This window comes from Chitinophaga sp. (assembly GCF_039596135.1).
Classification (GTDB): domain Bacteria; phylum Bacteroidota; class Bacteroidia; order Chitinophagales; family Chitinophagaceae; genus Chitinophaga.
The window spans coordinates 1-19,814 of sequence record NZ_JBCNKH010000039.1 but is presented as its reverse complement, the minus strand read 5'-3'; the positions used below and the strand labels follow the sequence as shown (position 1 = coordinate 19,814).

16 protein-coding genes are annotated in these 19,814 nt (G+C 46.2%); 8 read left to right on the top strand and 8 right to left on the bottom strand.

Features of this window, described 5'->3' with window-relative positions; all coding sequences use genetic code 11:
• Nucleotide 1: 1 nt before the first annotated feature.
• The gene (locus tag ABDW16_RS20585) at nucleotides 2-1,111 is read right to left on the bottom strand and encodes an alpha/beta hydrolase (protein ID WP_343672341.1); all 1,110 of its coding nucleotides are present in this window, start codon (nucleotides 1,109-1,111) and stop codon (nucleotides 2-4) included.
• Between the two features lie 222 nt (nucleotides 1,112-1,333).
• Here ABDW16_RS20585 and ABDW16_RS20580 point away from each other — a divergent pair, with 222 nt between their 5' ends.
• Nucleotides 1,334-1,702 carry a helix-turn-helix domain-containing protein gene (locus ABDW16_RS20580; RefSeq protein WP_083723420.1) on the top strand — a complete coding sequence of 123 codons (369 nt, stop codon included), beginning with the start codon at nucleotides 1,334-1,336 and terminating at the stop codon, nucleotides 1,700-1,702.
• Between the two features lie 55 nt (nucleotides 1,703-1,757).
• Here the strand turns inward: ABDW16_RS20580 and ABDW16_RS20575 are convergent, their stop codons facing one another.
• The 7 genes from ABDW16_RS20575 to ABDW16_RS20545 all read right to left on the bottom strand — a co-directional run bounded on the left by ABDW16_RS20575 (nucleotide 1,758) and on the right by ABDW16_RS20545 (nucleotide 9,621).
• Nucleotides 1,758-2,420, bottom strand: a complete 663-nt coding sequence (locus ABDW16_RS20575) for a YceI family protein (protein ID WP_343672340.1) — start codon at nucleotides 2,418-2,420, stop codon at nucleotides 1,758-1,760.
• 19 nt (nucleotides 2,421-2,439) lie between these two features.
• Nucleotides 2,440-4,098 carry a phenylacetic acid degradation protein PaaN gene (paaN, locus tag ABDW16_RS20570; RefSeq protein ID WP_343672339.1) on the bottom strand — a complete coding sequence of 553 codons (1,659 nt, stop codon included), beginning with the start codon at nucleotides 4,096-4,098 and terminating at the stop codon, nucleotides 2,440-2,442.
• 84 nt (nucleotides 4,099-4,182) lie between these two features.
• The gene (locus ABDW16_RS20565; RefSeq protein ID WP_343672338.1) at nucleotides 4,183-5,262 is read right to left on the bottom strand and encodes a tetratricopeptide repeat protein; all 1,080 of its coding nucleotides are present in this window, start codon (nucleotides 5,260-5,262) and stop codon (nucleotides 4,183-4,185) included.
• An 85-nt stretch (nucleotides 5,263-5,347) separates the two neighbouring features.
• Complete coding sequence (locus ABDW16_RS20560; RefSeq protein ID WP_343672337.1) at nucleotides 5,348-6,577, bottom strand: DUF1015 family protein; 1,230 nt, start codon at nucleotides 6,575-6,577, stop codon at nucleotides 5,348-5,350.
• Between the two features lie 167 nt (nucleotides 6,578-6,744).
• Nucleotides 6,745-7,815 (bottom strand): 3-phosphoserine/phosphohydroxythreonine transaminase, encoded by a 1,071-nt coding sequence (serC, locus tag ABDW16_RS20555; RefSeq protein WP_343672335.1) that lies wholly within the window; start codon nucleotides 7,813-7,815, stop codon nucleotides 6,745-6,747.
• Between the two features lie 232 nt (nucleotides 7,816-8,047).
• On the bottom strand, nucleotides 8,048-8,995 hold the full coding sequence (locus tag ABDW16_RS20550; protein WP_343672333.1) for a zinc dependent phospholipase C family protein: 948 nt from the start codon (nucleotides 8,993-8,995) through the stop codon (nucleotides 8,048-8,050).
• 2 nt (nucleotides 8,996-8,997) lie between these two features.
• Nucleotides 8,998-9,621 carry a DUF502 domain-containing protein gene (locus ABDW16_RS20545; protein WP_343672332.1) on the bottom strand — a complete coding sequence of 208 codons (624 nt, stop codon included), beginning with the start codon at nucleotides 9,619-9,621 and terminating at the stop codon, nucleotides 8,998-9,000.
• Between the two features lie 186 nt (nucleotides 9,622-9,807).
• Here ABDW16_RS20545 and ABDW16_RS20540 point away from each other — a divergent pair, with 186 nt between their 5' ends.
• The 7 genes from ABDW16_RS20540 to ABDW16_RS20510 all read left to right on the top strand — a co-directional run.
• Nucleotides 9,808-10,416, top strand: a complete 609-nt coding sequence (locus ABDW16_RS20540; RefSeq protein WP_343672331.1) for a TetR/AcrR family transcriptional regulator — start codon at nucleotides 9,808-9,810, stop codon at nucleotides 10,414-10,416.
• Nucleotides 10,417-10,431: 15 nt separating this feature from the next.
• Nucleotides 10,432-11,796: a TolC family protein gene (locus tag ABDW16_RS20535; RefSeq protein WP_343672330.1), complete on the top strand. Its 1,365-nt coding sequence runs from the start codon at nucleotides 10,432-10,434 to the stop codon at nucleotides 11,794-11,796.
• 34 nt (nucleotides 11,797-11,830) lie between these two features.
• Nucleotides 11,831-12,937 (top strand): efflux RND transporter periplasmic adaptor subunit, encoded by a 1,107-nt coding sequence (locus ABDW16_RS20530; protein WP_343672329.1) that lies wholly within the window; start codon nucleotides 11,831-11,833, stop codon nucleotides 12,935-12,937.
• Between the two features lie 18 nt (nucleotides 12,938-12,955).
• Nucleotides 12,956-16,510 (top strand): efflux RND transporter permease subunit, encoded by a 3,555-nt coding sequence (locus tag ABDW16_RS20525; RefSeq protein WP_343672328.1) that lies wholly within the window; start codon nucleotides 12,956-12,958, stop codon nucleotides 16,508-16,510.
• A 216-nt stretch (nucleotides 16,511-16,726) separates the two neighbouring features.
• A complete protein-coding gene (locus ABDW16_RS20520) occupies nucleotides 16,727-17,512 on the top strand; it encodes a TIGR00266 family protein (RefSeq protein WP_343672327.1) in 786 nt (261 codons plus the stop codon).
• 600 nt (nucleotides 17,513-18,112) lie between these two features.
• Entirely contained in the window at nucleotides 18,113-19,369 is a 1,257-nt protein-coding gene (gene kynU / locus ABDW16_RS20515; RefSeq protein ID WP_343672326.1) for a kynureninase, read from the top strand.
• 18 nt (nucleotides 19,370-19,387) lie between these two features.
• Nucleotides 19,388-19,814: hypothetical protein (locus tag ABDW16_RS20510; protein ID WP_343672324.1), on the top strand; the 427-nt coding region annotated here is incomplete at its 3' end.

Genomic DNA, 19,814 nt, shown 5'->3' with positions numbered 1-19,814 from the left:
TTTATCCTTTACATATATTTTGTAAGAATCTTAATACAGCGTAGGTGGATAATTGTCCGCCCGGCCCTTTCAGGTTATAATCAAACCCATGGGTGGCCCAGGGCAGCGAGAGAAAGAAATGTTTAATACCATTTTCCCGTAGTTTCTTTTCCAGCCTGATGCTATGTTCATACGCTACGAGCACGTCATGTTCACCATGAATGAGTAATGTAGGCACTGTATTTTTGTTTACAAATTCAACGGGGGAACTGGCTGCATAGTTGTTTGGTACTGCGCTGTAAGTACCACCCAGGTAGTTTTCCATTACTTTCCTGGAATCCATAACCAGTGGGCTGGCAGGTAGTGAATAACCCCACACCATATCAGCAGGACCGTAGAAATCTACTACACCTTTCAGTCCCGGTACCTGCTCGCGATAGGCTGCCAGCAAAGCAATCTGTGCGCCGGCAGAGCGGCCCATCAATACAAAATTGTTCGTGTCGATGCGCAGTTCTCCGGCATGGGCACGCAGGTAATCCATGGCCAGGTACACATCTTCCACTGGCGCAGGGCATATGTATTGCGGCGCCAGCCTGTAATTGATAGCTGCTACATGGTAGCCATGATTGGCTAAGTAGATATTCAGTTCAGGAAGGTCCTGACTACTGCCACTACTCCAGGATCCACCATGCACCAGCACTACACAGGGATGATTGCCCGGATGTACGGCAGGGTAGAAGTCCACATGCAGGTTGTTGCAATAAGGCAGGCTTTTATAAGCAACAGGGGCTTCTTTATAACCAGAGAGTAATACAGACAGGCTCAAAGGCGTTGCATCTGACTCATCTCCAAGCGCTTTATTCATGGCTTTGGGTAAGTGACTGGCCACATCGTACGCCCTGAAAAGGGGAGAGAGAAACAGTATGATGGCCACACAACCCAATACGGTGCCCCATGTATTGTAGTCATGTATAAAGAAACCACTTAGCATGACCACCAGCGTGATCACAATGAAAATCCACGCCAGTTCAGCGGCGCCAATGGCGAGCATCCACAGGTGATAGGTAGGTGCTTTGATAACTGTGAGTAATGAAGTCAGCAGCAAAAGAATAATTAAAATAAGACGGATCATAGCGTGTTTTTACGAAACCCATTCATTCCGGTGGTTCAGCCTGTTCTTTTTTCGAACAGTGGCAAAGATATGAATGAACAGCTAATAGTCCGGTTCAGGCTGCTGCCACTCATCAATTAACGATAATTTAGTTTGACTAATTTCTATAATAGCAGTATCTTTTCTATACCTGTCACTTTTTGAAGGACGAACCCGATCGTAAACTTAGAATTTTAGAGCACTATGGCAGAAAGAAAGACCAATTCGTCTAATTATCAGAATCAATCGTTCCTGGAGAGCAAGTGTCCGCTGAATGAGTTGTTGTTTTCTATGAGCCGTCGCTGGACTACAGATATCTTATTTTGTATAGAAGCAGGCAATAATAGATTTTCAGGAATCAGGGAAGAGCTGACCTACATTACAGATCATATTCTTTCAGACCGGCTAAAAACGCTGGAAAAGACAGGATTGATCACCCGTCAGCAGTTTCCCGGCATGCCACCTAAAGTTGTTTATTCCCTCACAGAAAATGGAGTGGAACTTTGTGGCTTACTGGAAAAGTTATGTGAGTTTTCCAGTATTATCTACGACGAGAAAGCTGTCGCAGTATAAATAAAGAGGGGATGTATCATCATCATGATACATCCCCTCTTTATTTGGATACAGCTTATTGTTTTGCAACGAGCTTAAACTGGATATTCACCAGCGAATTAATTAACTTATCCTGCATGGATTTATCTGCTCTGTAAGTCATTCCCCACAATGTTCTGTCGATGTTAAAATTCGCCTCTGCTCTTATCACACCTTTATCTTTTGTAATAATAGCTGGAAATGAAATGTTCTTTGTTGAATCCTTTATAGTAAGGTTTCCCTGCACGGTATAGTTCGCATTCTTCATCAATACCTCATTCCCGACAGAAGGTTTAAAATTGGTCACACCAGTAATCTCAAAAGTAGCCACCGGGTGTTTTTCAATATCAAAAAACATAGGTCCTTTCAGCTCTGCTTCCAGCTTGTGTTGCAGCATGGAATCAGTAGGTGCCAGATCTAAGTCTTCCAGCGTGCTCATATTGATCTTAATACTACCGCCGGTGATCAGCGTATCCTGCACATACAATTTGCTCTCCAGGAGCCTGATGATGCCGGTATGCTTGCCTGTAGGCTTTGTACCGATAAACTGTACAACACTTACCGTGGTATCTACCTGGTATGACCTGCCTTCTCCTTCCTTTACGGACTGGGCATTTTGAATCGTTGCTTTATCGGCCTTTGGCACCTGTTCGCAGGCGGCCATGAACGTAAGCAAAATGATTGGAACTATATATTTCATAAACTATATTATTCGCATCTCAGCTGCCAGCTATTTCCCGGTTGCCCACCCAGACAAAGCGTCTGAGAATAAATTCCGGGTTCGTAAAGCTTGCATTTCCCGCAGGGTTACCTCCGGTCACATGAAAATCAGAGAAAGCTGCGTGCTGGTTCACCCATATAAATCCGGTAAAATTGAAAGAAACCGGGGTGAACACGCTGTTCATTGCCTCTGTGATTTTTTCCTTTATGTCCGGGTTTACAACATATGCTGCGCAGGTAATTGCCCCATGTTGTTCTGCCATCTGGCGGGCCAGTTGAATGGACTCGTCTGTATCTTTGGTCCTGACGAGCAATAAAACCGGGCCAAATAGTTCCTGCTCAAAAATGTGCCTGTCTGCACTGTCTACCTGCAGGATAGCTGGTGTGAAACCCCTGGCGTGTGCAAATTCTTCGTTTACCAGAGGCTGGCCTTCCAGTATCACCTTTGCACCCAGTTTACCCGCATTGTGCGCCCGTTGCAGGGTGGTATCGTTCTGTAAAGCACCCAGCGTGCCGGCGCCCATTTTAGGATTGCTGACCAGGGCAGTTACTGCATTTTTGAATTTCTCTACTACTTCATCGAAAGAAAGTGTGCCGTTAGGAGTTTGCACGCCTCCTGCAGGTATAAAGAAGTTCTGTGGCGCGGTACACATCTGCCCGGAGTACAGGGAGACGGAGAATGCCAGGTTCTGCATCACCGCATCTATATCCGCTACGCTATCCAGGATCACAGAGTTGACGCCCGCTTTTTCTGTAAAAACAGTTTTGCCAGGCAGGGATTCTACGTAATTCCCAAACTGGCTGCCCCCTGTATAGTCAATGAGTTTGATACCGGGATGTTCGCACAGCGTTTTGGTAATCGGCGTTGCGGAGGTATCGGTGGCCAGCTGGCACAGGTTAGGGCTAAAGCCTTTCTCCTGCAATACCTGCTGTATGGCGCTTACCACAATCGCGATAGGCAATATAGCCCTGGGATGAGGTTTCACAATCACAGGGTTGCCTGTTACCAGATCTGCATATATACCAGGTAGCGAATTCCATACCGGGAATGTAGAGCAGCCAATTACAAGACCCGGCCCTTTGGGCATGGCCCTGAAGTTCTTTTTGAGTTGGAGGGCAAATTTACCCATAGGTTTTTCCCACAACTGTTCGGCAGGGTAGCGATTCAGTTCGTAGTAGCCCATGGCAATAGCTTCGAGTGCCCGGTCGTTTGCATGTGGGCCGGATGCCTGAAAGCTCATCATAAAGCTCTGCCCGGTAGTGTGCTGGGTGGCGTAGGCGATATCAAAAAAATATGTCTGTATGCGATCCAGTGTTTCTACCAGGATATCGGCCCGTATATCCACAGTTGTATTGCGCCATTGGGGAGCCGCAGCAACAGCATTTTCCACAAGATCGTTCGCCGTGAAAAGGGGATAGGTAATGCCCAGTGGCTCCATGGTGTATGGAGATACTTCCTCACCGGCCCATCCGGATTCACCGGTTTGTAGAAGTAGAGAAAAAGGGTTGTTGAGTTGTGCTTTGTACCTGTTATGGCCTTCTTCGGGGGCTTGCTCGCCGTAAGCTTTGGGGTGCTCAGGGTATTGCGAGTAGAACGCACGCTCGTGATTTGCCTTCACGGCTTTTTCAATCGTGTTTTGGTGTTTGATGGTAAGCATATGTGGAATTTGAATAATTAGCTTTTCATTCCGGGGCTTGCGTCGTTGCAAGCCCCGGTAGAGATCTTTACCATCCTTCAGTCATTATCTGGCTAATGAGAAACGATTGTCGTTGTAGTACTCATCAGCTCTCAGCTTCAGCGGATGGTTGCGCTGATATTGTAAAAACGCGTCGTATTCAGCTTTATGCATATTTGTCCAGGCTTTGAAGGCAGATTGGTTACTTACGGGACCAAAAATCCACTGGGTGTAAGCGTCAAATAAGCCTTCTTTCAGCAGGTTGCGCTGGTAGTCAAATAATGCGTAGGGAAACTTCACACCTGAAAAGTTGAACCAGTCCAGCAGGAAACGGGTCCTTACCATCACCAGGCTCTCAGGGTCTATACCTGTCATCACTACAGATGTTTGTTTGCCCATAGAGGCTTTATAGCTGTCAGCAAATTCGGAGGCTGACTGCTTTTTGCTTTTCCGCTCATTTTCCATGTCCTCGAGGGCCTGGGTCATGAGACTGGGATCGTTATATAATTTTTTATACGCATCTATCAGCATGGTACGCACTTCGGCAGTACGCTCGGTGTAGCTCTCCAGGTTTACGAAGATCTCACCGTAAAGGATGATCCATGAAGGATCTTTTACGTAAGAGTAGGCCCTGCAGGCGTTGTAGTAGTTGCCCGGGAAGCCGGGATCTTTCTCAATCCCTTTCAACCAGCTGGCCATACCGCCCTCGTATATTTTCAGGAACATCAGCAGTTGGCCATTGTCATTATACAGTTCTCCACTTTCGGGGAAGCGCTTCAGGCCTTTTTCGTACAATTTCTGGGCTGTTTTCCATTCCTGTTTCGCCTGGTAGATATTGCCGGCTATCTGGTAGAGTTGTGCATCGGCGTCCTTTTTGCTCAGCAGGGGTTCGATGGTGCTTTTGGCTTTGCTCATATCGCCCTGCAGAAAATAAGCGAATCCCAGTTGCTTTTTAAATTGGGTATTGTCAGGTTCCATGGTAATGGCCTGGTTCAGTACCAATATAGCGTTGGAATAATCTCCGCTGCGAAGAAAGCCATTGGCGGTATTAAATAATTCATTGGCATCCTGTGCGAAACCCGGTATGGTCGCGAAAAAGAAGCCAATACATATAGCTATTTTCAATAAAGAGGCCCTCGTGTACATTCTTGATCTTTCGTTTGGTGTAAAATTAGGTAAAAAATGTGCCAAACCTGCTTCATCTTACGGATTTGAAGCTTTCTGTGACAGATCAGAGAAGGTGGGATACCAGTCCGTCTCTTAATTTGGGTTCGAACCAGGTACTTTTGGGCGGCATCACATTACCACTATCTGCTATGTCAAATAGTTGCTGAATGGTGACAGGGTATAGTGCAAAAGCAACTTTGTATTCTCCGCTGTCTACGCGTTTTACCAGTTCCTGCAGTCCCCGGATGCCGCCTATGAAGTCGATACGCTTGTCTGTACGCTGATCTTTGATGCCGAGCAGTTTATCCAGCACATTGTTAGAGAGGATGGTGACATCCAGTATACCGATAGGGTCGTAGCTAAAGGTACCTTCCTGTGCCACCAGGCGATACCAGCTGCCATCCAGGTACATGCTGAATTCGTGGAGCATGGAAGGTGCCTGTGGCAGGTGACCGATGGGTTCCACGACGAAGTCGTATTCCAGTTTGGAAAGCAGGTCTTCCTTGCTCAGGCCATTCAGGTCTTTCACTACCCTGTTGTAGTCAAGGATCACCAGCTGGCTGGCAGGGAATATGGTGGTCAGGAAATAATTAGCCGGATCATCGGGGTTGACGTGTAGTTCCTTTTGTACCAGGGAGGCCGATGCGGCGCGATGGTGTCCGTCCGCAATATAGGTATGTGGTACTTTGGTCTCGAATAGAGAGGTGATATTGTCATTGGTTGCTTTGTCATCCACCACCCAGATGGTGTGCTGAATGCCGTCGGCAGCGGTAAAGTCGTACGTTGGTGTATGATGGGTTGTCCATTGATCAATGAGTGAATTGATCTCGGGAACATCGTTGTAGGCAAGGAATACATTGCCTGTTTGTGCACGGGTAGTTTTGATATTGTTGATCCTGTCTTTTTCTTTGTCTGGACGGGTGAATTCGTGCTTTTTGATAATCCCGCTATTGTAATCGGAGATCGAGGAGATACATACGAGGCCTGTCTGGCTGCGGCCATTCATGATCAGGCGATAGATGTAGTAGCAGGGGGTGTTGTCCTGGAAGAGGGTACCTTCTTTGATAAAGCGTTGCAGGTTTTCAGCAGCTTTATCGTATACAGGCTGGCTATATACGTCGGTGCCATCTGGCAGGTCGATTTCTGATTTGGAAACGTGGTAAAAAGAGTAGGGGTTGCCGGCTGCTTCTAACTTAGCTTCTGGAGCGCTTAACACATCATATGGTCTGGCTGCAACTTTTTGAGCCAGTGCCGGCGTGGGTCTTAATCCTTTGAACGGTCTGATGATTGCCATATTGAAAAGATATTGTTAGTCAGGTAAATGTAACTGCAAATAGGCAGATGAACAAATACGAGGCCACAATGGTATTGTTGGCAATAAGCCGGCCGCAGGCCCTTCCCCTAAAGAGAAAAAGCTCCTGCCGAAGGCGGGAGCTTTTTCTCTTTATTTAATAAGTAAAATTATGCTTTCTTCAGGCTGAAATACTTCATTGCCTCCACCAGCACTTCCACACTTTCATACGGCAATGCATTGTACAGAGAAGCACGGAAACCACCTACGCTGCGATGTCCCTTGATACCTACTATGTCTTCCTTCTTAGTAAATTTCAGGAATTCATCTTCCAGTTCAGGTTTATCCATGATAAAGCAAACGTTCATGCGGCTACGGTCTTCCTTGGCCACAGTACCACGGAACAATGGGTTCTGATCGATCTCATCGTACAGCAGCGCTGCTTTCTTTTCATTCAGTTTCTCCATTGCAGCCGCACCGCCCTGATCTTTCAGCCAGCGAAGGGTGAGCATGGATATGTAAACTGAAAATACGGGCGGGGTATTCAACATTGATCCGTTCTCAATGTGATTGCGATAATCCAAAATCGTTGGAATCTTGCGGGTTACCTTACCAAGAATGCTCTTACGTACAGCTACCATCGTAACGCCTGCGGCGCCCATGTTTTTCTGTACACCAGCGTAGATGAGGGAGAACTTGTTAAAGTCCATTGGCCTGCTCAGGATATCACTACTCATGTCTCCAATCAGTGGTACATCTACCTGTGGCAATTGCTGCCATTGCGTACCATAGATGGTATTGTTGGTTGTGATGTGCAGGTAAGTTGATTTTGGGGAAACATTAAATTGTTTGGGGATGTAAGTGTAGTTGCTTTCTTTTGAACTACCAGCTACGTCTACGAAACCAAACTGCTTTGCTTCTTTAATCGCCTTATTGCTCCATACACCGGTATCTATGTAAGATGCCGTTCCATCGTTTTCAAGTAAGTTCATAGGAACCTGCAGGAATTGCTGCGTAGCACCACCGTGAAGGTAGAGTACTTCGAAGTCATCTTCCAGTTGCATCAGTTCGCGTACGAGATTACGTGCCTCATCCATTACAGCCTGAAACAGTGGTGTCCTATGCCCTATTTCCAATATGGACATTCCTGACCCCTCAAAGTCAATCAAAGCTTTACTAGCCTTGTACAGAACCTCATTTGGTAATACGGAAGGTCCCGCGTTAAAATTGTGCACCTTCATAGGTCGATCTAAATTAAATAAATTGTTAGCTTGTTCCACTTTGCTTCTTGGTTTTGTCAGAGGAATGGATTAAAAAATAAATGTATGGCATTTCAAATCAGATGCTGATAGCGTGTAGGATAAGGCTAAAAAAGATAGTGCTAACAAAGGTAATTTATATTTTTTTAAATTCGAAATTAATTGAAAATCCTTTGTGTGCTCAACCCGCTCCATTGCACAAAGCGTGTGCCAGCTATTCCTCCACACGACCAATCATTTTGCCCGTATCTGGCAGGGGCGTATTTTCTTTCAGTTTCCCGTTCACGATGGTGGTGAGTGGAGGCTGGCCTGCATCGACCCAGGCAGTATACCAGCAGCTGGCTACTGCATGAATGGCGGCACGCATACGACGTTCTACCATATCGCCCAGCAATTGCTGATACGCTTTCGTATAGGAAGTAGCGTAAGTGCGCACCAGTTTTCCTTTCCTGTTTTCATAGGCATAACGTGCATCCGGCGGAGTACGCAGGCTCAGGTCTTTCTCCTGTTTTAACACGGTGTCTGCTGCGCTGGCACTGCTACTCACTATCTGCCATACAAAGGTTGGAACATCCCGGATGTAAATGGCTTTGCCACACCAGTAATTGAAACTGGCGTCTGCCAGCAGTTCAGGAATACGAGACTCCCATAGTCCATGAATACCTTCCTGCCCGGTGAACTGCCCGTTGTGATTGGAGCAGGCATGCAGGGGCACATGTGCATCGGCTACATAATGGCCCAGGTCAGCGCTGAGGCGGAGTATCCCGTCAAGGTCTCTGTTCTGGAACGCTTTAGACAGGCGGGCCATCATTTGCGGTATGTACCAGGGTACGATCCCATACTGTAGCAGGCTGTCTTCCCCAAACTGTAGCAGGGCAGCCTGCCAGCTGCGGGGTATCCAATCGTAGGGTGGTGCGCCATAGTGATCAATATCTATGTAGTGACGGGGCCCTTCGGCAGCTACAATATATCTTCTTTTATCGGCATCTGTAGCATGCGCTTTCAGGTAGGCCTGATACGGCTTGTAGAGCAGGAGCATGGCAGGTGGGAGAGAAAACACCGCGAGTTCATTGATGCGCTGGTGAGCAAAGAAACCCCAGCCCATAACGATGACTGGGAGGAGGATGCAAACAACAATGGAAAACAGTCTTTTAAAAAACATGATTATTTATGGTGGTGTTCCAGGGAAGTCACCCCACCGCTCACGGCAAACTTCATTGCTTCCCCGGCAGAGATATTCGTGAGGGGTTTTACCTTTTGGGCAGGCACCATGAATACTTTGCCTGTGATGGCGTACGCATGCGGTACGTATACCGCCATGTAACCTTCCAGGCCCAGGGTGCTTACGTCCGGCTGGGTGATGAAGCCCATTTCCCATACATCCACACCATAGATCTGGACAAGTACGGGGTGATCGAACTTCTTTTTTTCCCCTACAAAGGCGTCGAAAACGTCTTTGACAGATGAGTAAATATATTTAATGAAAGGTGTCTTTTCCAGGATGCCGTCAAAAAGGGCGAAAATCCTTCCCAGAATAAAGGAGGAGCTCAGGTAACCTACCACTACTACCAGGAGTAATACCAACGCAAACCCCACCCCCTTGTACCGGAGATAGCTGAAAGGAGCTTCCTGGGGGATGAGATCCTTCGGGAAGATGTTGTCGATGGTTACAAACAGGTAATACAAAGTAAAGGCGGTCACACCCATGGGTGCCAGAACCAGCAAACCCTGGAAGAAATACCTTAATATCTTCGATGCCAGAACCTTAAGACGGATTTTTGGAGACATATAAGTTGTTGTGAACTGGGGCAAAGGTACTATTTAAAGGGCAATGTGTTTTTTAACTTCAAGTTATCTACATTAAATAAAATCCTTCTGGAAACTTTTATAGTTTAAAAAGTTTCCATAGTTTTACTCCCGACCTTATTCTGAGAAGAGATTTGAGATTTTTTGCCCCTGCAAAACCACTATCCAATGGAAATACAGGAACGTATTCTGGATACCGCATTCAATCTGTTCAGCCAATTCGGCACCAGATCCATTACCATGGATGACATTGCCCAAAAAATGGGTGTATCCAAAAAGACCCTCTATGCCCATTTCGCCGACAAAGACGAATTGGTCACCCATGCGATCACCCGTCATCTCTTAACCATAGAGCAAGACTGCAAGGCAAACCAAACCCAGGCCGCCAATGCCATCGACGAGCTCTTCCTCGTCATGCAAATGCTGGACAAACAGTTCAGAAACATGAAGCCTTTTGTCCTCCTCGACCTGCAAAGATATCACTCCAGCGCTTACCAGGCATTTCTCTCTTACCGGGACAATAGCCTGCAAAGCACCATCCGCGAAAACCTCAAAAGAGGTATCAGGGAGGGGCTTTATCGCCCGGACCTGGACGTAGATGTACTCACCAAATACCGGCTGGCTACTGCTATGCTCTGTTTTCAACCAGATGTATTTGCACCCGGCCTCTACGAAATGAGTAAGGTACAACGCATTTTATTGGAACATTTTCTATATGGACTTGTTTCCAGTGATGGATTTGAAAGGATCGAAGCCTATAAACTACAACTATCGTAAAAACAAATGACCTTTATGCAAGCGAACAAAAAGCGGACAGGATGGATAGGAGCCTTACTGCTGCTGATCTTTCACACGGGAATGGCCCAGTCCCCCGCCAATCCGCCGTCAGCGCCTATGTCGCTTACTGCGAAAGAAGCGGTAGACTATGCCCTGGCTAACCAGGCCACCGTGCGAAACGCGAAACTGGATGAACTCATCCAGCTGGCGAAAAACAAAGAAGTCAGCGGAATGGCCATGCCACAACTCAGCGGCGCAGGATCCTTCCAGCACAATCCGATTGTCCAGAAACAACTGATCGATGCCTCCAACTTTTCAGACACTGTACCCAAAGGTACCCTCGTACCCTTCGCTTTTGGCCTTAAATTCAATGTGCTTGGCGAAGTAAAATTCAACCAGGTACTCTTCGATCCCAGTATACTTGTAGCCCTTCAGGCCCGCAAAACACTGGAAGAGCTCTCACACAGAGGTGTGCAGAAAGCGGAAATCGATGTCAAAGTGAATGTTTACAAAGCTTATTACAACGTGCTTTCCGCACGTAAAGCCCTGACCATACTCAGGGGCAACCTGGCTACACTGGAAAAACTGCTGGGCGAAACCAGGGAGACCTACAAAAACGGCCTCGTTGAAAAACTTGATGTAGACAGGCTGATGGTGCAGGTAACCAACCTCCGCACGGAAGAGACCCGGTTACAGAACCTCTCCGAAGTAGGACTGGCAGCTCTCAAATACTCCATGGGCATGCCCATGCAGCAGGAGCTGACACTTACCGACACGCTCTCTACTGCAGAGATAAAATCAGCAGTAGCCGTGGAAAAATTCGACTACTCCCAGCGTATAGAATACCAGTTACTGGAATCACAAAAGAAAGCATACGAATACGATCTTAAGAGATATAAATACAATGCCCTGCCTGTGCTCTCCCTCTTTGGTACAGGTGGTGTGAGCCGCGCGAGCGACGTGTTCAACTACTTTGATAAGCAAACCTGGTACGGCTATGTTGGCTATGGGGTTAACCTGAGTTTCAACATATTTACCGGCTTCCAGCGCAGACGCAAGGTAGACCAGGCTTTCCTGCAGGTGAAGAAAACTGAAGTCAGCATAGAAGATGCAAAACTCGGTATCGACCTGGAACAAACACAATCTACTTCTAACCTGCGCAACAATATCATGGCGCTCGAAGCACAGGAAAGCAATATGCAGCTGGCGCAGGAAGTATACAATACTACACAAATAAAATACAGGGAGGGCGTAGGTTCCAGCCTGGAAATGAGTAATGCGGAAAATGACCTGCTCACTGCCCAGAACAATTATTTCACAGCACTATTCAATGCCAGTGTGGCCAAGATCGATTACCTGAAAGCGTATGGCAAGTTGTAGTTGCTGCATTATTTCTCATTCTAATTCATTCTATATGTCTTACAAATATCCATCCGCATTACTGTTCCTGCTCGTCTTCATGGCATGCGGTCAACCTACAGCCGAAGAAAAACTCAAACAGCTGAAACAACAGGAGGCGGCCCTGAAAAAGGAGATTGCACAGCTGGAAAAACAGGTGAATAAAACTGATACCGCTGCCCAAAAGATGAAGTCAGTGATTGTCACAGCTGTAAAGGATTCTGTATTCGAACACTATATAGATATACAGGGAGCTGTAGATGCACGTGAAAACGTGAACGTCAGTTCCAAAGTACCCGGTGTGATCACCGCTATTTATGTAAAAGAAGGGCAGAGCGTGTCCAAAGGCCAGACACTGGCCCAGGTAGACGATCAGATTCTGCGGGCTAACATGGCGGAACTCCGCACCCAGCTGGACCTCGCCAATACCCTCTATGAAAAGCAACAGAACCTCTGGAAACAACAGATAGGCTCCGAAGTACAATACCTCAATGCCAAAAACCAGAAGGAATCACTGGAACGGAAAATGGCTACCCTGAATGATCAACTCTCTCAGGCTAAAATCGTTTCCCCGATCAATGGCTCTGTCGATGCAGTGATTGCCAAACTGGGTGACAATGCAGCACCGGGTTCCACCTCGTTCAGGGTGGTGAACAATGCGAACCTGCGTGTATTGGCCAATGTGGCAGAAGCTTATGCCGGGGTGGTGAAAACAGGTGACCCGGTAGTGATCCGGTTCCCGGACATCGATAAGCAACTCCGAACTAAAATCGGGTTTGCAGCCAAAGTTATCGATCCCATAAGCCGTACTATCAAAGTAGAAGTGCCGCTGAACAGCGATCCGGCACTGAGACCAAACATGATTGCACAGATCAAGATCATAGACTACGTGGCGCCCCATGCGCTGGTGATACCTGTCAATATCATCCAGTATGCATTGGGTAAATCCTATGTAATCATCGCTGAGAAATCCAAAGCTGGATTGATTGCTAAAAGAAGAGAAGTGGAAGTAGGCCGTACCTACAATGATAAAGCTGAAATCAAAAGCGGATTACAGGCAGGCGATAATATAGTGACAACAGGCTATCAGGGATTGAATGATAATGACCTGATCCAGTTATGATCTTAAAAATACTGTTGTATGCAAGATAATCTGAACAAAGAATTTAAGCCTACCAGCTGGGCCATTGATAATAAAGTGAGCGTGTATGTCGCCACTATTATCATAGCCATAGCGGGTATACTATCCTATCAAAGTCTGCCGAAGGAACAATACCCGGAGGTAGTGTTCCCGCAGTTCTATATCAGTACGATCAATGATGGAACCTCTCCTGAAGATATGGAGACACTGGTGACCAAGCCCATTGAAAAACAACTGGGCGGTATATCTGGTGTGAAGTCTATCAAGAGTACGAGTATGCAGGACTACTCTGCCATCACCATTGAGTTCGAAGCGGGTGAGAACATGGAAACGGCCCGCCAGGAAGTAAGAGAAAAAGTAGACGATGCGAAAAAGGATTTGCCTAATAATCTCACACAGGAACCACAGATCATCAAGATAGATGTATCACAGATTCCGATTATGAACATTAACCTGTCTGGTGACTTCGATCTGCAATCCCTGAAAAGGTATGCAGATGAGATGCAGGACAGGATCGAAGCCCTGAATGAAATTACCCGTGTAGATATCGTAGGTGCACTGGATCGTGAAATCCAGATCAATGTAGATAAATACAAGATGGATGCAGCGCAGGTGAGTTTTGATGATATTGCCAACGCAGTGGCTTCTGAAAACAGGACTATCTCCGGCGGCCAGGTATCTATGGATGGACAAAAGCGTACCCTGAGTGTGAAAGGAGAATATAAGGATCCTTCCAAGTTGCGCAATATCGTGATCCGCGGTGCTTCAGGCGCAACGGTTTACCTGCGTGATATTGCCGATGTAGTAGATGGATTTGAGGAGCAGGAGAGTTATGCACGCCTGGGTGGAAAGAATGTAATCACACTGAACGTGATCAAACAGAGTGGTAAGAACCTGATCGATGCCTCTGATAAAATCAGGGTGATCATCGAAGAAATGAAACAGGATTATTTCCCGAAAGGACTGAATGTAGTGATCACAGGCGATCAGTCTAACTCTACACGCGTTACACTACATGACCTGATCAATACTATCATCATTGGTTTTCTGCTGGTGACGGTGATCCTCATGTTCTTCATGGGAGCGGTGAATGCGATCTTCGTAGCCATGTCAGTACCTATCTCGATGTTCATTGCCTTCCTGCTGATGCCCGCCTATCATTTCACGCTGAATATGATGGTGCTGTTCTCCTTCCTGCTGGCATTGGGTATTGTGGTAGATGATGCGATTGTGGTGATAGAAAATGTGCACCGTATCTTTTATGAACGAAAGGATTTAGGTATTGTGAAGGCCGCCAAGATAGCGGCAGGAGAGGTGTTTCTACCTGTATTCTCCGGTACGCTGACGGTGTTGGCGCCATTCGTGCCCCTGCTGTTCTGGCCGGGTATCATAGGTAAGTTTATGTTTTTCCTGCCGGTAACATTGATCACTACGCTGGGTGCATCGCTGGTAGTAGCATATATCATTAACCCTGTATTTGCGGTGGATTTCATGGACAGGCACGAAGGTGAAAATCATCCGAAGCCGACATGGAATAAGAAGTTCACTTACATGGCAATCGTGTTTGGTGTGATAGCACTGTTAGGTTATGCGAATGGTAGTATGGGATTAGGCAACTTTGTCATCTTTATATTCCTGCTCATTTTACTTGAGAAATTTTACCTGGGTGGGGTGGCACGTCGCTTCCAGAGCAACTTCTGGCCGAAGGTGCAGGAGCGTTATAAGCGTATCCTGAAATGGTGCCTTATTGGGTGGAGACCTATCTGGATCCTGATCGGCACATTCGGTTTGCTCATCTTTAGTATCATGCTGACAGCGATAAGGAATCCCAAAGTGGTATTCTTTCCGCAGGCAGATCCGAACTTCATCTATGCATATATAGAGTTGCCGATGGGTACAGATCAGAAGTACACTGATAGTATCACGCATATTGTAGAAGACAGGATAACAAAGGTAGTCGGGGCAAACAATCCGATTGTAGAATCTATTATCTCCAATGTAGCAGTAGGTGCCGGCGATCCATCGCAGATGGATATGAGTGTGCAGCCACATAAAGGGAAGGTAACAGTGGCGTTCGTGGAATTTGGCAAGCGTGACGGACATGATACCAAGCAATACCTGGACAAGATCAGGCAGGCCGTGAAAGGAATACCTGGTACAGACATCACGGTAGAGCAGGAGCAGGGGGGGCCTCCAACAGGTAAACCTATCAACATAGAAATAGCTGGCGATGAATTTGAAGAACTGACGTCTACAGCCGATAAACTGAAACGTTACCTGGATTCACTGGAGATTGGTGGGGTAGAAGAGTTACGTTCAGATTTTCAGAGTAACAAGCCGGAGATCGTAGTAAATATAGATCGTGAGCGCGCGAACAGGGAGGGTATTTCTACCACTACGATTGGTATGGCATTGCGTACAGCATTGTATGGATATGAGGTATCTAAGTTCAGGGATCCGGAAGATGATTATCCGATTATGGTAAGGTTCCAGGAAACACAGCGTAACAATATCAATACGCTTATGAACCTGAACCTGGTATACAGGGACATGAATATGGGAGGCACGATCAGGCAGGTACCACTGAGTGCCGTGGCAGATATTCATTATTCCAATACATATGCAAGTATCAAGCGTATAGATCAGAAGCGTGTGGTTACATTGTACTCAAATGTACTCACAGGTTATAATGCGAACGAAGTGGTACAACAAATACAGACGGCGCTGGGTGATTTTGCGAAGCCTGCAGGTATCCAGGTAAAGATGACGGGTGAGCAGGAAGACCAGGCAGAGACGATGAACTTCCTGATGTTTGCGATGATCGGTGCATTTGGGTTGATCCTGATGATTATGGTGACGCAGTTCAACTCAATAGGTCGTCCGCTGGTGATCTTTATGGAAATCCTGTTTAGTATCATAGGCGTATTCCTGGGCTTCTCCGTTTTCGGAATGGATATTTCTATCGTAATGACGGGGGTAGGTATCATGGCGCTGGCGGGTATAGTAGTGCGTAATGGTATTGTACTCGTAGAGTTTACAGATCTGTTGGTGCAGCAAAATATACCGGTATATGAAGCGGTGGTAGAAGCGGGACGTACCCGTATGACGCCGGTGTTGCTCACAGCCATAGCGGCAATTCTAGGTTTGATTCCACTGGCGGTGGGATTAAATATTGATTTCGAAACCTTGTTTTCTGAGTTCAAGCCACATATCTTCTTTGGTGGAGACAATGTGGCATTCTGGGGTCCTCTGGCCTGGACCATGGTGTATGGGTTGGTATTTGCTACCTTCCTGACCCTGATTCTTGTTCCGGTGATGTATGCGATGAATAAGCGGTCTATCGATGTATTGGATTATTATGGATGGCCGAGGGCGCTGAAGTATATTCCATTCTTTGTAGTGATTGTGAAGCTGTTTATGAAGAAGGAGACAGTGCGGAAACTGCATGCACCGGATTATGTATCAGACAAGCCGTATAAGTTCTTCAGTGGGAAAGAGGAAGAGGAAAAGGCGCATGAAAATGGGGTAGGGGTAAAGGAAGTGAAGAGCTTGTAGTAGATAATTTAAAGTAAGTGTACACAATTACAGTGTAACAGTTGTAGGTTTAACAGCATACCGTCCCGTTTCGTCCGGGACGGTTTTTTTATATTAAACTTTGCCATATTCCCACTTTTTTCTGTATCTTAACAAACTTTAACAAATACTACTGTAGCAAATCAGTATTTTTGGGCTTAAAGCGCCATTTTTGTTAATCCGGGTAACAACAACGCTATGCGACGCAACCATGAAATAGATTACAGTATCTATGGCGAAGAAATACAGATTGTCGAAATAGAACTCGACCCACAGGAAACCGCCGTGGCCGAGAGTGGTAGTTTTATGATGATGGACCAGGAGATACAGATGCAAACCATGTTTGGTGATGGTTCACAATCAAATCAAGGTATTTTAGGGAAGTTGATGTCTGCCGGTAAGCGCATGCTGACCGGGGAGAGTCTTTTCATGACTGCATTTACGAATATGGGGCAGGGAAAGAAGCGTGTAAGTTTCGCGGCACCCTACCCGGGTAAGATCATCCCCATGGATTTATCCCAGATGGGGGGCAAGGTGATCTGCCAGAAGGATGCATTTCTTTGTGCGGCGAAGGGGGTAAGTATCGGGATAGAGTGGCAGCGTAAGCTGGGCACAGGGATTTTTGGAGGCGAGGGTTTCATTATGGAGAAGCTGGAGGGTGATGGTATGGCTTTTGTGCATGCAGGAGGGTTGGTATTAGAGAAAAAATTACTGCCCGGGCAGGTATTAAAAATAGATACGGGATGTTTGGTCGCGTATACTTCGGGAATAGATTTTGACGTTGAATTTGTACGGGGAATTAAGAATATGGTATTTGGTGGTGAAGGATTATTTTTTGCCACTTTGAGAGGACCCGGGACGGTGTGGGTACAGTCATTGCCTATAAGTCGGTTAGCAAGCAGAATTGTATCATATGGAACAGTTCGCCGTAAGGAAGAAGGTAGTATATTAGGCGGATTGGGAAATTTACTGGATGGAGATTGACAATTAATTAAACTGAAACAGCATATTAACTGTTATAACTGGAATAATCAGACGCATAGAAAACTGGTATCGTTAAGAACCGCCTTATTGAATAACCGTTATTAGCAGGTATTTTTATAGAATTGAGATCATTAAACAGACAAAGAATCAAATAACTGTTGTAACTGGCAGAGGAAAAAAATTAATAACCGGTCATTGCATATTACATCCTGATTGACAGTGAAACTAATGGTACCTTCCAGAGGAAGAAGACCTATGATTATAAGATTTATTTATTGAAAACAAGGTTATCAAACGGAATACTATAATTAGAAAGGAATATTGACTAACCGGTAATTTTTAAATAAACTGATATTATTAATAAGCAGCGTTAGCAATTAACAGAAAGAAAAAATTAGCAAACTATACATACTAGAATAACTGGCGCTATTGCATGGCGGTATTAAGTCCTGCATGATAGTGACGGGCATTATGGACCATAAAAATAATTGTACACGTTACGGGTTCTGTGATACACCAAAAGGGCATTGAATACTCAATTTTTTTAAGTAGAGTCTTCGTAAAAAGCAGAATCTGCCGGGAAACAATGGAAATTGAATTATGTTTGATCTATCATGGGCATTTGCCGAAGAGCAGGACCAGAAAGACACTTTGAAAAACTATAGGAATCAGTTTTATTTCCCACAGCGGAATGGAAAGGATGCGATATATTTTTGTGGTAATTCATTGGGTCTGCAGCCGAAGAATGTGCAACCAGCTGTTATGCAGGAGCTGGAGGACTGGCAGCAATGTGCAGTAGAGGGGTACTGGGGAGCCAGGAATCCATGGTTATATTACCAGCAATATTGCAGCCGGCCGATGGTGGAGATAGTAGGTGCCAGCCAGGAGGAACTGACAGTAATGAATACACTAACTGTCAATCTTCACTTGATGATGATGACATTTTACAAACCGACAAAGGAAAAATTCAAGATACTAATGGAAGCAGGTGCGTTTCCCAGCGACCAGTACGCTGTGGAAACCCAGGTGAAACTGCATGGCCTGGATCCGGCGACGGCAATAATAGAAGTAGCGCCCCGTGAGGGAGAATTTTTAATCCGTGAGGAAGATATTTTTGAGATAATTGATCAGGAAAGTAGTAGCTTAGCGCTTATATTGTTGGGGGGAATAAACTATTATACCGGCCAATTGTTTAATATGCAGTCCATTACGAAAGCAGCCCATAGAGCAGGGGCTGTAGTCGGGTTCGACCTGGCACACGTAGTAGGAAACGTACCTGTGAAGTTACACGACTGGGAAGTAGATTTTGCCGTGTGGTGCTCATATAAGTATCTAAATGGAGGCCCCGGCGCAGTTGGTGGAGCATTTATACATGAAAGACATGCCCGAGACAGGAACCGGCCAAGGTTAGGCGGCTGGTGGGGCAACGAGGAAACCATCCGTTTTAAAATGGAAAAAGGCTTTGAGCCTAAAAACCGTGCAGAAGGCTGGCAAATAAGCACGGCACAGGTATTTAACATGGTAGCATTAAAAGCCTCACTGGAACTGTTTGAATCAGCTGGTATGGCAGCTTTGAGAGATAAGAGTATACGACTTACCAATTATCTTGAATTCCTGTTAAAACATATAGAAAACATAAAATTTGAAATAATTACGCCTAAAAATTGTAAGGAACGCGGCGCCCAATTATCTTTGCTATTCCATGACAGAGGTAAAGATATCCAACAAAAGATGACGGATGCCGGTATCATTGTGGACTGGCGGGAGCCCGGAGTAATACGGGTTTCACCGGCGCCCTTATATAACTCTTATGGAGACGTATTTCATTTTTATGAAATCATAGCAAATATTGCTTAAAACGCTTAATTAAGTACGATGAATTTTGAGAGAAACGAACGCCCCCGCAGGCCCTACTCTCCTCCTGGTACAGAAAAAGACCAAGATCCCAATAAGGAGAGACCAGGCGGTTACTTCAAACCCGATTTTAACAACGAAAGGGAGGGCAGACCTGGTGGTTACAACCAGGACAGAGATGACAGACCTAATTTTAACCGTGACCGCGGCGAAGGCGGCGGTGGCTATAATCGCGGTGATCGCGATGGTGGCGGCGGTGGATATCGTCCACGTGACAACGGTGGCTATGGTGGCGGCGGCGGTTACGATCGCGGCGGCGGTGGCTACGGTGGCGGAGACCGTGATTTCAACCGTGAAGGCGGTGGTGGTGGCTACAACCGTGGCGGTGGCTATGGCGACCGTGAAGGTGGTGGCTACAATCGTGGCGGCGGTGGTTATGATCGCGGCG

What these genes read in the sequence shown, in the direction of transcription:
- ABDW16_RS20575 (WP_343672340.1), bottom strand. Translation starts at nt 2,420, where the DNA reads ATGAAATATATAGTTCCAATCATTTTGCTTACGTTCATGGCCGCCTGC.
- ABDW16_RS20525 (WP_343672328.1), top strand. Translation starts at nt 12,956, where the DNA reads ATGCAAGATAATCTGAACAAAGAATTTAAGCCTACCAGCTGGGCCATT.
- kynU (WP_343672326.1), top strand. Translation starts at nt 18,113, where the DNA reads ATGTTTGATCTATCATGGGCATTTGCCGAAGAGCAGGACCAGAAAGAC.
- ABDW16_RS20530 (WP_343672329.1), top strand. Translation starts at nt 11,831, where the DNA reads ATGTCTTACAAATATCCATCCGCATTACTGTTCCTGCTCGTCTTCATG.
- ABDW16_RS20540 (WP_343672331.1), top strand. Translation starts at nt 9,808, where the DNA reads ATGGAAATACAGGAACGTATTCTGGATACCGCATTCAATCTGTTCAGC.
- ABDW16_RS20520 (WP_343672327.1), top strand. Translation starts at nt 16,727, where the DNA reads ATGCGACGCAACCATGAAATAGATTACAGTATCTATGGCGAAGAAATA.
- ABDW16_RS20560 (WP_343672337.1), bottom strand. Translation starts at nt 6,577, where the DNA reads ATGGCAATCATCAGACCGTTCAAAGGATTAAGACCCACGCCGGCACTG.
- ABDW16_RS20550 (WP_343672333.1), bottom strand. Translation starts at nt 8,995, where the DNA reads ATGTTTTTTAAAAGACTGTTTTCCATTGTTGTTTGCATCCTCCTCCCA.
- ABDW16_RS20585 (WP_343672341.1), bottom strand. Translation starts at nt 1,111, where the DNA reads ATGATCCGTCTTATTTTAATTATTCTTTTGCTGCTGACTTCATTACTC.
- paaN (WP_343672339.1), bottom strand. Translation starts at nt 4,098, where the DNA reads ATGCTTACCATCAAACACCAAAACACGATTGAAAAAGCCGTGAAGGCA.
- ABDW16_RS20545 (WP_343672332.1), bottom strand. Translation starts at nt 9,621, where the DNA reads ATGTCTCCAAAAATCCGTCTTAAGGTTCTGGCATCGAAGATATTAAGG.
- ABDW16_RS20580 (WP_083723420.1), top strand. Translation starts at nt 1,334, where the DNA reads ATGGCAGAAAGAAAGACCAATTCGTCTAATTATCAGAATCAATCGTTC.
- ABDW16_RS20535 (WP_343672330.1), top strand. Translation starts at nt 10,432, where the DNA reads ATGCAAGCGAACAAAAAGCGGACAGGATGGATAGGAGCCTTACTGCTG.
- ABDW16_RS20565 (WP_343672338.1), bottom strand. Translation starts at nt 5,262, where the DNA reads ATGTACACGAGGGCCTCTTTATTGAAAATAGCTATATGTATTGGCTTC.
- serC (WP_343672335.1), bottom strand. Translation starts at nt 7,815, where the DNA reads ATGAAGGTGCACAATTTTAACGCGGGACCTTCCGTATTACCAAATGAG.